This window comes from Salipiger sp. H15 (assembly GCF_040409955.1).
Lineage (GTDB): Bacteria > Pseudomonadota > Alphaproteobacteria > Rhodobacterales > Rhodobacteraceae > Salipiger.
Genome location: NZ_CP123384.1, coordinates 917,907 through 931,232 on the forward strand (window position 1 = coordinate 917,907; position 13,326 = coordinate 931,232).

A 13,326-nucleotide genomic window follows, 5' to 3' on the forward strand; every position below is an offset into this window, starting at 1 on the left:
GATCCCCATGCTGCCACTCTCGGCCGCGCGCAAGGCCAGCCTGCTCGACAAGGTCCGCCCCGCCCTCGCCCAGGGCCGCCTCGGCGAGGCCCGCGCCGCGCTGGAAGAGGTGCTTCCCTCCGAGCCGGGCCGTGGCGACCTCGCCTTCCAGCTGTCGCAGATCTGCTTCGAACAGGGCGACCGCGACGCCTGCCTGCGCTACCTCGACCGCGCCGTGGCGCTCGCCCCGACGCAGCCGCAGGTCACCGCCATGGCCGCCGAACGCTACCGGGCCCTCGGCCGCCCCGAGGATGCGCTGGCCGCGCTCGACCGGCAGATCGCGGCGGATCCGAAGGCGATCAAGCCGCGCGCCGACAAGGCCCATTACCTGCAGCTGCTCGGACGCTTCGACGAGGCCGAGACGCTGTTCCGGGCGCTCATCAAGCGTCACCCCGACGAGACCGAGCTCTACCGCATCTTCCTCGCCACCAAGAAACTCGCCGCCGGTGATCCGCTGCTGGTCGCGATGGAGCGGCTCTGGGCCCGGCGCGACCTTTCGGACCGGCACCGCATGCACCTCGGCTTCGCGCTGGCCAAGGCGATGGAGGAGACCGGCCAGACGACCCGCGTCTTCCCCTACCTCGCCCGCGCCAACGCGCTGCAGCGCAAGGCCGCGCCCTTCGACAGCGCCGCGCAGGCGCGCGAGTTCGCCGCCGTGCGCAAGGCGCAGGCGGGGCTCACCCCCGCGCCCGCGGGCACCCCGGCGCTGCGCCCGGTCTTCGTCACCGGCATGCCTCGCTCGGGCACCACGCTGGTCGAGCGCATCCTCGGCGCCCATCCCGAGGTCGCCGCGGGCGGCGAGCTCGGCCACGCGCTGAAGCTGGCCTACGGCTATTTCGGCGCCGGCGAGCAGATGCGGCCGATCACGCAGGAGCCCCCCGCCCGCGTCGCCGCCTTCGCCGAGCATTACATGCGCCTCGCCGCGCGCGACGCCGGGCGTGGCACCGGCGTGATCACCGACAAGTCGATTCTCTGCCACCTGGTCTTCGGCCTGCTCGACCACGCCCTTCCCGGCGCGCGGATCATCGTGGTGCACCGCGACCCGCGCGACATCGCGCTGTCGATCTACAAGAACCACTTCGTGCTCGGCACCCACCGCTATGCCAGCGACCTCGCCGAGATCGCCACCGTCATCAAGCGCTTCCGCGCCAGCGTCGCGCATTGGAAAGAGGCTCTGCCGGACCGCATCCACCAGATTCGCTACGAGGATCTCGTCGCGGACCCCGAGGGCCAGTCGCGCGCGCTGGTCGCCGCGGCGGGGCTGGGCTGGGATCCCGCCTGCCTCGAGTCGCACGAGAGCGCGGGCGCGGTGAAGACGCTCAGCGTCAGCCAGGCGCGCCAGCCGATCTACCGCGGCTCGGCGCAGGCCTGGCGGAAATACGAAACCGAACTGGCGCCCTTCATCGAAGCCTGGGGAGAGGAACCATGGGACTGAACGACATCAAGGCACGCATCGCGAAGGCCGAGAAGAAGGCCGGCCGCGCCCCCGGCTCGGCGCAGCTGATCGCGGTCAGCAAGGTGCAGCCGGACGACCGCGTCGAGGCGGTGCTGGCGCAAGGCCACCGGCTCTTCGGCGAGAACAAGGTGCAGGAGGCCGCTGGAAAGTGGCCGGCCTTCCAGGAGCGCTTCCCCGACGCGCGGGTGCATCTCATCGGCCCGCTGCAGACCAACAAGGCGCGGCAGGCGATGCAGCTCTTCTCGGCCATCCACTCGGTCGACCGGCCGAAGCTCGCCACCACGCTGGCGCGGCTGGCGCAGGAGCTCGGCCACTGCCCCGAGCTCTTCGTGCAGGTGAACACCGGCGAGGAGGAGCAGAAGGCCGGCATCCTGCCCGCCGAGGCCGATGCCTTCATCGCCGAGGTGCGTAGCCTCGACCTGCCGCTCAGGGGGCTGATGTGCATCCCGCCGGTGGACGAGACCCCGAGCCTGCATTTCGCCCTGCTCGGCAAGATCGCCGCGCGCAACGGGCTCGAGGGGCTGTCGATGGGCATGAGCTCGGATTTCGAGCAGGCCATCGCCCTCGGCGCCACACATGTGCGCGTCGGCTCGGCGATCTTCGGCGAGCGCGACCACACCTGAGCCCCGCCCCGGCGCCGCGCACGCGGCACCGGACGGCCTGCCTCCGGCGGGGATATTTGAAACATGTGGAAGCCGGGGCGCCCCGAGGCTTCCACATGTTTCAAATATCCCGGGGGGTGAGGCGCGCAGCGCCGAGGGGGGCAGCGCCCCCCTTCCCCTCCCTGCAGCGCAGGATAGAGTGCGCCGATGGCAATCCCGGTCGAGACCTTCTTCCTGCGCCCCGGCGATCAGGGCACGCTGCAGGCGCGGATCCAGCAGATGGTGGCCGAGGGCGTGCTCTCGGGCCGGTTCCGGCGCGGCGAGAAGATGCCCTCGACGCGGCGGCTGGCGGCGCATCTCGGGGTCAGCCGGATCACCGTCGCGCTGGCCTATACCGAGCTGCAGGCAAGCGACTATCTCACCGCGCGCGACCGCTCGGGCACCTACATCTCCGACGGCGCGCCCGAGCCGCCGGACTTTCCCGAGACGCCGCGCGCCGAGCGGGTCGACTGGCAGCGCGCCATGGGGCGGCGCTTTGCCGCCGGGGCGGTGCCCGAGCGGCCCGCCGACTGGGCCTCCTTCCGCTTTCCCTTCATCTACGGCCAGGCCGACCCGCGGCTCTTCGACCATGCCAACTGGCGGCTCTGCGCGGTGCAGGCGCTGGGGGCGCGCGACTTCGGCGCGATGACGCAGGACTATTACGACCGCGACGATCCGCAGCTGGTCGAGTTCCTCGCCCGCCAGACCCTGCCCCGGCGCGGCATCCAGGCCCGGCCCGAGGAGATCCTCATCACCCTCGGCGCGCAGAACGCGCTCTGGCTCGCCAGCCAGATCCTGCTCTCGCCGGGGCGGCGCGCGGCGGTCGAGGATCCGAGCTACCCGGCGCTGCGGGTGCTGCTCGGCCAGACCGGCTGCGCGCTCTCGCCCGTCGCGGTGGACGCGCAGGGGCTGCCGCCCGAGGCGGTGCCCGAGGGCACCGACGTGATCTTCACCACCCCCGGCCACCAGTGCCCGAGCGGCGCCACCCTGCCGCTGGCGCGGCGGCGCGCGCTGCTCGAGCGGGCGCGCGAGCTGGAAGCGGTGATCGTCGAGGACGACTACGAGTTCGAGATGGCCTATCTCCAGCCGCCCACCCCGGCGCTGAAGAGCCTCGATGGCGACGGGCGCGTGGTCTACGTCGGCAGCTTCTCGAAGTCGCTCTTCCCCGGGCTGCGGCTCGGCTACCTCGTCGGGGCCGAGCCCTTCATCCGCGAGGCCCGCGCCCTGCGCGCCTCGGTGCTGCGCCACCCGCCGGGGCACATCCAGCGCACCGCTGCCCATTTCCTGAGCCTTGGCCATTACGACAGCCTCGTGCGGCGAATCGGCCGCGCGCTGGGTCAGCGGCGGCAGGTGATGGAGGAAGAGATCGCCCGCAACGGGCTCGAGGTGGCCGGGGTCGCGGCCCACGGCGGCTCGTCCTTCTGGATGCGCGCGCCGCGCGGGGTCGATACCGCCGAGCTTTCCGCCGAGCTGCTGCGGGACGGCGTGCTCATCGAGCCGGGCGCACCCTTCTTCCTGCGCCCGGACGGGCCGCGCAACTTCTACCGGCTGGGCTACAGTTCGATCCCCTCCGAGCGCATCGCCGAGGGGCTGGAGCGCATTGCACAGGCGCTTGCACGTCCCCGCAGGGAAAGCTAGGGCTTGCCCCATGCGGACGATCCGGGATTACCAGTCAACAGAGCCTCGCGACCGGGGCGCCAGCGTCGCCATCGGCAATTTCGATGGCGTGCACCTTGGCCATCGCGCGGTGATCGAGCTGGCCCGCGAGAAGGCGGACGGCGCGCCCTTCGGCGTGCTCACCTTCGAGCCGCACCCGCGCGAGTTCTTCGCCCCCGATGCCCCGCCGTTCCGGCTGATGTCGGCCAAGGCCCGCGCCTCGCGGCTCGAGAAGCTGGGCGTCGAGCGGCTCTACGAGCTGCGCTTCGACGCCGCGCTCGCCGCGCTCACCCCCGAGCAGTTCGCCCGCGAGGTGCTGACCGAGGGGCTGGGCCTGAGCCACGTCGTGGTCGGCGCCGACTTCTGCTTCGGCAAGGGCCGCGCCGGCACGGTCGAGGACCTGAAGCGCTTCGGCGCCGAGATGGGCTTTGGCGTGACCGTGGCCGAGATCCTCGACACCGACGGGGCGCAGATCAGCTCCACCGCGATCCGCCGCGCGCTTTCCGAGGGCGACCCGCGCGCCGCGCAGGCGCAGCTCGGGCACTGGCACCGGATCGAGGGCGAGGTGATCGGCGGCCACAAGCTCGGTCGCACCCTCGGCTATCCCACCGCCAACATGAGCGTCGACGGGCTGCACCCGCCGCGCTACGGCGTCTATGCCGTGCTGGTGGACGTGCTGACCGGCCCGCACAGGGGCAGCTACCACGGCGTCGCCTCGCTGGGCGTGCGCCCGATGTTCGGCGAGAACAGCGCCAACCTCGAAACCTTCCTCTTCGATTTTTCCGGCGATCTCTACGGCGCCGTGCTGTCGGTCGGCCTGGTCGAGTTCCTCCGCCCCGAGCTGAAGTTCGACGGGCTCGAGGCGCTTGTCACCCAGATGGACCGCGACAGCGCCGAAGCCCGCCGCGTGCTGGACGCGCTATGACCGACCATATCGACCGCAACGGGCTGACCCCGCGCTTCTGGGAAACCAAGCCGCTTTCCAAGCTGAACGACAAGGAGTGGGAAGCGCTCTGCGACGGCTGCGGCAAGTGCTGCCTGAACAAGCTCGAGGACGAGGAGACCGGCGAGGTCGCGCTGACCTGCGTTTCGTGCCGGCTGCTCGACGACCAGTCCTGCCTCTGCTCGAACTACGAGATCCGGCACCAGTTCGTGCCGGAATGCATCGTCCTGCGTCCCGACAACATCGACCAGCACGCCTACTGGATGCCCGAGACCTGCGCCTACCGCCTGCTCTGGCAGGGCAAGCCGCTCTACGACTGGCACCCGCTGATCTCGGGCGATCCCGAGAGCGTGCACGCCGCCGGCGTCTCGATGCGCGGCCGCACCGTGCCCGAGTTCGAGGTCGGCGAGGACGACTGGGAAGACTACATCATCGAGGAGCCCACCTGATGTTCTTTGCCTCCGACAATTCCGGCCCCGTCCCTTCGCAGGTGCTCGAGGCGATCGCCCGCGCCAACGAGGGCCACGCCTCGGGCTACGGTTCGGACGCGCTGTCGCAGCAGGTGGCAGAGCGGATCCGCGACCTCTTCGAGGCGCCCGAGGCGGCGGTCTACCTCGTGCCCACCGGCACCGCGGCCAACTCGCTGGCGCTGGCGACGCTCTGCCCGCCCTACGCGACCGTGTTCTGCTCGCCCGTGGCGCATATCCACGAGGACGAGTGCAACGCGCCCGAGTTCTACTCCGGCGGCGCCAAGCTGACACTGGTCAAGGGCAGCGACCGCATGACCCCCGAGGCGCTGCGCGCGGCGATCGAGGGCGAGGGCAACCGCGGCGTGCACGGGCCCAAGCGCGGCCCGGTGTCGATCACCCAGCTGACCGAGAAGGGCAACTACTACACGCTGGCCGAGCTGCGCGCGCTGACCGCCGTGGCGAAGGAGTACCGGCTGAAGGTGCACCTCGACGGCGCGCGCTTCGCCAATGCCGCGGTCAAGCTCGGCGTCACCCCGGCCGAGATGAGCTGGAAATCCGGCGTCGACATCTGCGTCTTCGGCGGCACCAAGAACGGGTTGATGGGCGTCGAGGCGGTGGTGATCTTCGATCCCGAGCTGGCGCTGGAATTCGAATACCGCCGCAAGCGCGGCGCGCATCTCTTCTCCAAGCACCGCTACCTCGCGGCGCAGATGGACGCCTACCTGCAGGGTGACCTCTGGAAGGAACTTGCAGAGAAGGCCAACGCGCGCTGCGACCAGCTGCTGCAGGGGCTGAAGGGGCTCGGGCTGACGGTGCACAACGACACCCACGCCAACATGATCTTCTTCGAGATGCCGCGCGCGGCGCACCGCAAGGTGCTCGAGGCCGGGGCGGTCTACTACGTGACCGGCGATCTTCAGGGCGACGATGCCGAGCTGCTGACCGGCCGGCTGGTCTGCGACTGGTCGCTGACCCCGTCGGACGTCAGCGCCTTCGTCGACGCCCTGCGCGACGCGGCCTGACGCGGCCCAAATTTCTTCGAAGAAATTTGCAAGAGCCTTCCAAGGCTCTTGCCCCTTCCGGCGACTCGCTCAGTTCAGCTGGAAGTGCAGCTCGTAGCTGCCATCGACGAAGGCCCCGAAGAGATCGGGGATGTCGGGGTGCTCCACCGGCTCGCCGGAATAATCGGCGACGAGGTTCTGTTCCGAGACATAGGCCACGTAGAAGCTCTGCTCGTTCTCGGCCAGCAGGTGGTAGAAGGGCTGCTCGCGACGCGGGCGCGAGTCCTCGGGAATGGCCTCGTACCATTCCTCGGTGTTGCTGAACTCGGGGTCGACGTCGAACACCACCCCCCGGAACGGGTGCTTGCGGTGCCGAACGACCTGGCCCAGATGATATTTGGCGCGCGCTGTGTGCATGTTCACCTCTGAGAACAATTTTTGACATTTTTGCGGCAACATGTCCAACGCCCTGCCATGCACCGGCGGAAACACACTGTGGACCCCAGGCCGACAGTTTGGCGGATATCCGCGCGAGCCACTTGAAAGAATTGTGATTCCAACGCGGGTGGCTTTGCGGTAAAATCCCTGTCAACAAAAGGCAAAAAACTTCCATAAGAGCAGAAAAAAGCGAGAGGCAGATGAGCAGATGGCTTCGCGCGGCGACGCTGGTCTTGTTGGCGGCGTCCTGCGGTGGCGGCGGTGCAGGCCGCGCCCCCAATGACCTAGAGGACGCATGCGCCATCATCCGTGAGCGCCCACAGTACATCCGCGCCTTCCGCGCGGCGGAACGCAAGTGGGGGGTTCCCGTCCACGTGCAGATGGCGACGATCTACCAGGAGAGCAAGTTCATCTCGGATGCGCGCACGCCCTTCCGGTACGCGCTCGGGGTGATTCCCTACGGCCGGCAGAGTTCGGCCTTCGGTTACAGCCAGGCGCTCGACGGCACCTGGGACGAGTATCTCAAGGAGACCGGGCGCTGGCGCGCCGACCGCGACGACATCAGCGACGCGGCGGATTTCATGGGCTGGTACATGGCCGGCAGCCGCGACCGGCTGGGAATCAGCCTGCGCGACGCGCGCAACCAGTACCTCGCCTACCACGAGGGCCGCGGCGGCTATTCGCGCGGCACCTACAACGGCAAGTCCTGGCTGCTACGCGTGGCCGAGGACGTGGGCAACCGCGCCGTGGTCTACGAGGTGCAGCTGGAGAATTGCCGGCAGGCGCGCCGCTGGTGACCCCCTGACGGAAAAAGGCAGAAGGCCGGGCAGATCGCCCGGCCTTCGCCTTTTAGGCTCCCCCTGCGGGCTCATTTCACGTTGTTCACGTCGAAGATCGAGTTCGGCAGCGAGGCATTGTCCAGCGCCCCCAGCACCACCGTGGTCTTCGAGCCGTTGCCGTCGGTGATCACCCACTGGCGCAGCTGCACCGGGTTGCCGGTGAACTTCATCTGGATCGAGCCGCGGTCGGGATGCTCGGGATCCTGCGCGGTCACCGTGGTGGCGGTGCCGTCGTAGCCGTGCCCGGTCACCATGCCGGCGCGGCCGAGGTTCACGTTCTGCGCCAAGATGATCGAGAGCGGCGTCTGGCTCAGCGGGTAGGTCTCGGGCTGGCCGCCCAGCTTCTTGTCGAAGACGTAGACCGCCCCCGCCCAGGCCAGCACCAGCGCCTGGTCCGGCGGGTTGTACTCGAAGCGCACCTTGCCCGGACGCTTGATCGAGATCGTGCCGGTCGAGATAGAGCCGTCGTTGTTGATCTGGGTGAACTGGCCCTTCGCCGACTGGATCGAGTTCAGGTACTGGGACACCTCGCCCAGCGAGAGCTTCTGCGCCGCGGCCGGCAGCGTGGTGAGCACAAGCGCCGTGAGCGCGGCGATGAGAGTGCGGATCATAGGTTTCGGTCCTTCTGCTCGGGATCTGCCGATCTGTCGCATGCCGCGCCGCGGATATGCGATAGCAGGCAGGCGTCGATGCCTATCTAGGGCAGCCCGCGGCCCGATCAAAGCCCCGGCGCGCCACGGGCGGCGTGGCTCCGCCCAGAACCCGCGCGCCGCCCCCTCCGCCACGGGCGGCTTCCGCAAGGACATTCCGACACGAAAGAAAAGCCCGGGAGCGCGCACTCCCGGGCTTCTTCTCTTTTCAAATACGCCCGCCCGGCACCTGCCAGAAGCGCGGCGCGGGGATGGGGCTCACTGCTCGGGAACGAGGATCTCGCGCTTGCCGACGTGGTTCGCGGGCGAGACAACGCCCTCTTCCTCCATCTGCTCCACGAGCCGGGCGGCCTTGTTGTAGCCGATGCCGAGCTTGCGCTGGATGTAGGAGGTCGAGCACTTGCGGTCCTTGATCACGATCGCGACGGCCTGGTCGTAGAGCGCGTCCTCGCCCTCGGTGTTGCCGCCGGTGTTGAGGCCCAGCACCGCGTCGATGTTCTCGGCCTTCTCGTCATCCGGTCCCTGCACCACGCCCGACACGTATTCCGGCGGACCGAAGGCCTTGAGGTGGTTCACCACCTCCTCGACCTCCTCGTCGGACACGAAGGGACCGTGGCAGCGGGTGATCTTGGCGCCGCCGGCCATGTAGAGCATGTCGCCCATGCCGAGCAGCTGCTCCGCGCCCATCTCGCCGAGAATGGTGCGGCTGTCGATCTTCGAGGTCACCTGGAAGGAGATCCGGGTGGGGAAGTTGGCCTTGATCGTGCCGGTGATCACGTCCACCGAGGGACGCTGCGTCGCCATGATGAGGTGAATGCCCGAGGCCCGCGCCATCTGCGCGAGGCGCTGGATGCAGGCCTCGATCTCCTTGCCCGCGACCATCATCAGGTCGGCCATCTCGTCGACGATGACGACGATGTAGGGCATCCGGCGCGGCTCGAACTCCTCGGTCTCGAACACCGGCTCGCCGGTCTCGTCGTCGAAGCCGGTCTGGACGGTGCGCTTGAACATCTCGCCCTTCTTCAGCGCCTCGGCGACGCGGCCGTTGTAGCCGTCGATGTTCCGCACGCCCATCTTGGACATCTTGCGGTAGCGGTCCTCCATCTCGCCCACGACCCACTTCAGCGCCACGACGGCCTTCTTGGGATCGGTGACGACGGGGGAGAGCAGGTGCGGGATGCCGTCGTAGACGCTGAGTTCCAGCATCTTCGGGTCGATCATCACCAGCCGCAGGTCCTCGGGGGTGAGCTTGTAGAGCAGCGACAGGATCATCGTGTTGATCGCCACCGACTTGCCCGAGCCGGTGGTGCCGGCGATCAGCAGGTGGGGCATCTTGGCGAGGTTGGCGACCACGGGATCGCCGCCGATGTCCTTGCCGAGCGCCAGCGGCAGGCGCTGGGTGCCGTTGTCATAGTCGCGGCTCGAGAGGATCTCGCGGAACGAGACCATCTCGCGCTTGTCGTTCGGGAGTTCGATGCCGATCACCGAGCGGCCCGGCACGGTCGAGACGCGCGCCGAGAGCGCCGACATCGAGCGCGCGATGTCGTCGGCGAGGCCGATCACCCGGCTGGCCTTGAGGCCCGGGGCGGGCTCGAGCTCGTACATGGTGACCACGGGGCCGGGGCGGACCGAGACGATCTCGCCCTTCACGCCGTAATCGTCGAGCACCGATTCCAGCATCCGCGCGTTCTCTTCCAGCGCCTCGTCCGAAAGCACGTGTCGCTCGATGTTGTCGGCGCTGGCCAGCAGGTGCAGCGGCGGCAGCTCGTAGTCGATGGCGCGGTGGTCGAAGCCGAGCGACGGCTGCGCCTCGGCCTGGGCGCGGCGCGACGGCTGCATCACCCGCGGCTCGGGCTTCTGCACGACCTTGCGGGGCTGCGCGACGGGGATCGCCGGGCGCGCCATGCCGCCGTGGCCCCCTTCGGCCGACCAGCTCTGCACGTCGTAGCCGTCGTCCTCGTCGTCGATGTCGAAATCGCCGCCCACGTCCTCGCCGTAGCCGGCGTCGCGGTATTCGTCCTCGCCGTAGCCGTCGTCGGAATAGTCGTCCGCGGCGTAGTCATCCTCGACGTAGTCATCCTCGGCGTAAGCGTCCTCGGCATAGGCCTGCACGGCGGGCGCCGGGCTTGCGTGGCGCGTCGCGGTGAGGACGGGCTGGGCGCGGTAGGCGGCGGGGGCCGCCGGAGCCGGCTCGTCGCCGTAATCGCCGTAATCGTCGAAGTCGCGGAAATCGTCGAAGCCCTGCGCCGCGGCATAGGGATCCTCGGCATGGGTGAAGGGCGCGGGGCCCGAGCTCCGGCCATGGCCCTGGTGCACCGAGGGCGCGGGCATGTGCTCGGGCGCGGGCGGCACGGCGCGCGATCCCGGCACCGCGGCGCGGGTGGCGGTGAGCGGCGGCTCGGGCGGCAGCGCCTGCGCCGCCTGGGCAGCGGTCAGCGGCGGCTCGGCGCGCAGGAGCTGCGTCGGCTTGTAGATCAGCGGCGCCGGACCACGGCCGCGACCCTTGGTCAGCGGCTTGCTGGGGTCCTCGGTGCGGCTGGCGCTGCCGAACGAGGGGATGGCGGGGCGTTTGCGGCTCTTCACCGCGTGGGCGATCTTGGCGCGGATCCGGTCCTCGCCGTTGTCGGGTTCGATCGGCAAGAGCTCGACCTCGTCGTCATAATTTTCGGGTTCGGGTTCAGGCTCGGCGCGGCGGGTGATGCGGGCCAGCAGGCCCGGCTTCTTCACCGGCTCGGGCGCGGGGCGCGGAATCGGCGTCGGGGCGGGCGCGTGCACGGGGGCCGCGGCCTGCTCCCAGGCCTGCATCTGCGCGTAGGCATAGGCGTCGTCCTCGTCGAGCAGCTCGGGCTCTTCAGGCTCCAGTTCGAGCGGCGGCGGCGCGGCGCGACGCACCCGCGAGACCTGCGGCGCGGCATGGACGGCGGGCGCGGCCACAGGAGCGGCAACCGGGCGCCGGATCGGCGGCTCGGGCGCGTAGTGGTGCTGCGGCTCCTCGTAGTCGTAGTCGTCTTCCGCCTCGGTGTCGCCGTAGCGGGTGTTGGCCCAGGCCTCGGCCTCGGCGGCCTCCTCGGCGCGGCGGGCGCGGCGATCGGAATGCGCCGCCTGCGCCTTCTGCGCGGCGGCCATGGCGCCCCCCGCGCCGCGGCCCAGCACCGACAGCAGCGAGGCGTAGGACATGATCAACCCGACCAGCAGGAAGCGCGACACGCCCTGCAGCTCGGGCTTGGTGAAGCCGAGCACGAAGGCCCCCATCGCCAAGAGCCCGCCGCCCAGCAGCACGGTCAGCAGTTTCAGCCCGAAGCCAGCGCTCAGCGGCAGGATGCCGAGCGCCGTGCCCATCATCATGTCGCCGAAGAGCCCGCCAAGGCCGAAGCTGTGGGTCCATTCCGGCCCGGTGGTGAGCCCGGCGGCATAGACCGAGGCGAGCGCGATCCAGATCGGGGCGAAGACGACGCGCGAGACGGCGCGCTCGTCGCCGCGGTGCAGGGCAAAGCGCACGCCCCAGACCAGCAGCACCAGCGCGAGGCCCCAGCTGCCGAGCCCGACGATCATGAACAGCGGCGCGGCGATCGAGGCGCCGAGCCGCCCGAGCCAGTTCTGCACCGGCGCGTCGGTGGCCGAGAGCCACGACGGATCGTCCGGCGTGTAGGAGCCGATCATCGCCGCCGCCAAGAGGCCGAGGAAAATCAGGGCGATGCCGCCCAGCTCCCTGCCCCGCTTTTCGATCGCGGCCTGCATGTTGCTGTCGAAGAGCGGGTCACGCCCCTTCACCTGATATGCCATCGCTCGCCTCGTCGTTTTTTCTTATTGCCCGTACAGGCAGTCCCGGATCCGGGTCAGCCCCCGTTCGGTTTCCTCGCGGGATGCCACGAGAGCCACCCTGAGGAACCCCTTCCCCGGATTCCCCGCCTCGGTATCGCGCGAGAGGTACGCGCCCGGCAGCACGCGCACGCCGGTCTCCTTCCAGAGCTTCAGCGCCGCGTCCTCGCCATCCTCGACCGGCAGCCAGAGGAAGAACCCGGCGCGCGGCGGCATGTAGCCCGGCACGTTGCCGAAGATGCGGTCCGCCAGCTCGAACTTCTCGAGGTAGAGCGCGCGGTTCTCCTCGACATGCGCCTCGTCCGCCCAGACGCGTTCCGAGACGCGCTGGATGGGCAGCGGCAGCGGCGCGCCGGCAAAGGACTTGTGCTGCTTGATCCGGCGCAGGCTCTCGGGCCCGCCCGCCACGAAGCCCGAGCGCAGCCCGGGCAGGTTCGAGCGTTTCGAGAGCGAGTGGAAGATCACCACGCGCTCGGGATCCGCACCCATCTCGGTCGCCACCTGCAGCGCGCCCACCGGGGCCTCGCCACGGTAGATCTCGGAGTAGCACTCGTCCGCGAGGATCTGGAAATCATGCTTCTCGCCAAGCGCGATCAGCGTCTCCCAGTAGGCGCGGTCCGCCACGGCGCCCTGCGGGTTGGCGGGCGAGCAGAGGTAGACCAGCGCGGTGCGTGCCAGCAGCTCCTCGGGCAGGCCCGCGAGATCGGGCAGGTGGCCATTCTCGGGCGTGGCGTTCACGTAGACCGGCTCGGCGCCGACCGAGAGCGTGGCGACCGCGTAGACCTGGTAGAAGGGGTTGGGCATCAGCACCACCGGCTGCTGCCCGTTCTTGGTCTCGGGGCAGAGCGCCATCGCGGCGTTGTAGAGCCCCTCGCGGGTGCCGTTGACCGTGGCGATCTGGGTGTCGGGATCGACGCTCACGCCGTAGCGGCGCCCGATCCAGCCGGCGATCGCCTCGCGCAGTTCCAGCGTGCCCTCGTTGGGCGGGTATTTGCCGAGCTCGTGGACATGCGCCGCCAGCACCTCTCCGACGAAGGCCGGGAAGGGATGCTTGGGCTCGCCGATGGTCATGTGGATGACCTCGCCGCCCGGCTCGAAGGAATCGAGCAGCGCCCGCAGGCGCGGAAACGCGTAAGCCGGAAGGTTCGAAAACCGTTCGGGGAACATGCCAGTACTGCCTCTGTAAGTCGGGATCGTAAGCGCCCCGTTTTGCCGTGAGGATACGCAAGGCAGCGCGGTTCGTCTACCGCAACTCCACGCAGCGGATGGGCCGTGGCAGGAATGTCGCAACGCGGCAAAATTTTCGCGCCGCCACGGGAGCGCCAGGATTTCCTTCGACGCCCCCGAGGGTTAGCGCAGGGCGGCAGGCCGCGC

At 69.6% G+C, this 13,326-nt stretch carries 11 protein-coding genes; 7 read left to right on the top strand and 4 right to left on the bottom strand.

Annotated elements, in window-relative coordinates; genetic code table 11:
• Positions 1-7: 7 nt before the first annotated feature.
• The 6 genes from PVT71_RS04505 (at position 8) to PVT71_RS04530 (ending at position 6,227) form a co-directional block, all read left to right on the top strand.
• Positions 8-1,474, top strand: coding sequence for a sulfotransferase (locus PVT71_RS04505; RefSeq protein ID WP_353473304.1), 1,467 nt, complete (start codon positions 8-10; stop codon positions 1,472-1,474).
• Positions 1,465-2,118, top strand: coding sequence for a YggS family pyridoxal phosphate-dependent enzyme (locus PVT71_RS04510; protein ID WP_353473305.1), 654 nt, complete (start codon positions 1,465-1,467; stop codon positions 2,116-2,118). Before PVT71_RS04505 ends, PVT71_RS04510 begins: the two co-directional genes overlap by 10 nt.
• A gap of 186 nt (positions 2,119-2,304) precedes the next feature.
• Positions 2,305-3,774 carry a PLP-dependent aminotransferase family protein gene (locus PVT71_RS04515; RefSeq protein ID WP_353473306.1) on the top strand — a complete coding sequence of 490 codons (1,470 nt, stop codon included), beginning with the start codon at positions 2,305-2,307 and terminating at the stop codon, positions 3,772-3,774.
• Positions 3,775-3,784: 10 nt separating this feature from the next.
• On the top strand, positions 3,785-4,717 hold the full coding sequence (locus tag PVT71_RS04520; RefSeq protein ID WP_353473307.1) for a bifunctional riboflavin kinase/FAD synthetase: 933 nt from the start codon (positions 3,785-3,787) through the stop codon (positions 4,715-4,717).
• On the top strand, positions 4,714-5,184 hold the full coding sequence (locus tag PVT71_RS04525) for a YcgN family cysteine cluster protein (protein ID WP_353473308.1): 471 nt from the start codon (positions 4,714-4,716) through the stop codon (positions 5,182-5,184). The genes PVT71_RS04520 and PVT71_RS04525 overlap by 4 nt, the downstream gene beginning before the upstream one ends.
• Positions 5,184-6,227 (top strand): beta-eliminating lyase-related protein, encoded by a 1,044-nt coding sequence (locus PVT71_RS04530; protein WP_353473309.1) that lies wholly within the window; start codon positions 5,184-5,186, stop codon positions 6,225-6,227. The genes PVT71_RS04525 and PVT71_RS04530 overlap by 1 nt, the downstream gene beginning before the upstream one ends.
• Positions 6,228-6,296: 69 nt before the next feature.
• On the opposite strand, the gene hspQ is transcribed toward PVT71_RS04530, so the two are convergent.
• On the bottom strand, positions 6,297-6,623 hold the full coding sequence (hspQ, locus tag PVT71_RS04535) for a heat shock protein HspQ (RefSeq protein WP_353473310.1): 327 nt from the start codon (positions 6,621-6,623) through the stop codon (positions 6,297-6,299).
• 221 nt (positions 6,624-6,844) lie between these two features.
• On the opposite strand from hspQ, the gene PVT71_RS04540 reads away from it, so the two are divergent.
• Entirely contained in the window at positions 6,845-7,441 is a 597-nt protein-coding gene (locus PVT71_RS04540; protein ID WP_353473311.1) for a lytic transglycosylase, read from the top strand.
• Between the two features lie 71 nt (positions 7,442-7,512).
• On the opposite strand, the gene PVT71_RS04545 is transcribed toward PVT71_RS04540, so the two are convergent.
• The 3 genes from PVT71_RS04545 to PVT71_RS04555 form a co-directional block, all read right to left on the bottom strand.
• A complete protein-coding gene (locus PVT71_RS04545; protein ID WP_353473312.1) occupies positions 7,513-8,094 on the bottom strand; it encodes an outer membrane lipoprotein carrier protein LolA in 582 nt (193 codons plus the stop codon).
• Between the two features lie 297 nt (positions 8,095-8,391).
• Entirely contained in the window at positions 8,392-11,916 is a 3,525-nt protein-coding gene (locus tag PVT71_RS04550) for a DNA translocase FtsK 4TM domain-containing protein (protein ID WP_353473313.1), read from the bottom strand.
• A 21-nt stretch (positions 11,917-11,937) separates the two neighbouring features.
• Positions 11,938-13,119: an aminotransferase class I/II-fold pyridoxal phosphate-dependent enzyme gene (locus PVT71_RS04555; RefSeq protein WP_353473314.1), complete on the bottom strand. Its 1,182-nt coding sequence runs from the start codon at positions 13,117-13,119 to the stop codon at positions 11,938-11,940.
• Positions 13,120-13,326 lie beyond the last annotated feature (207 nt).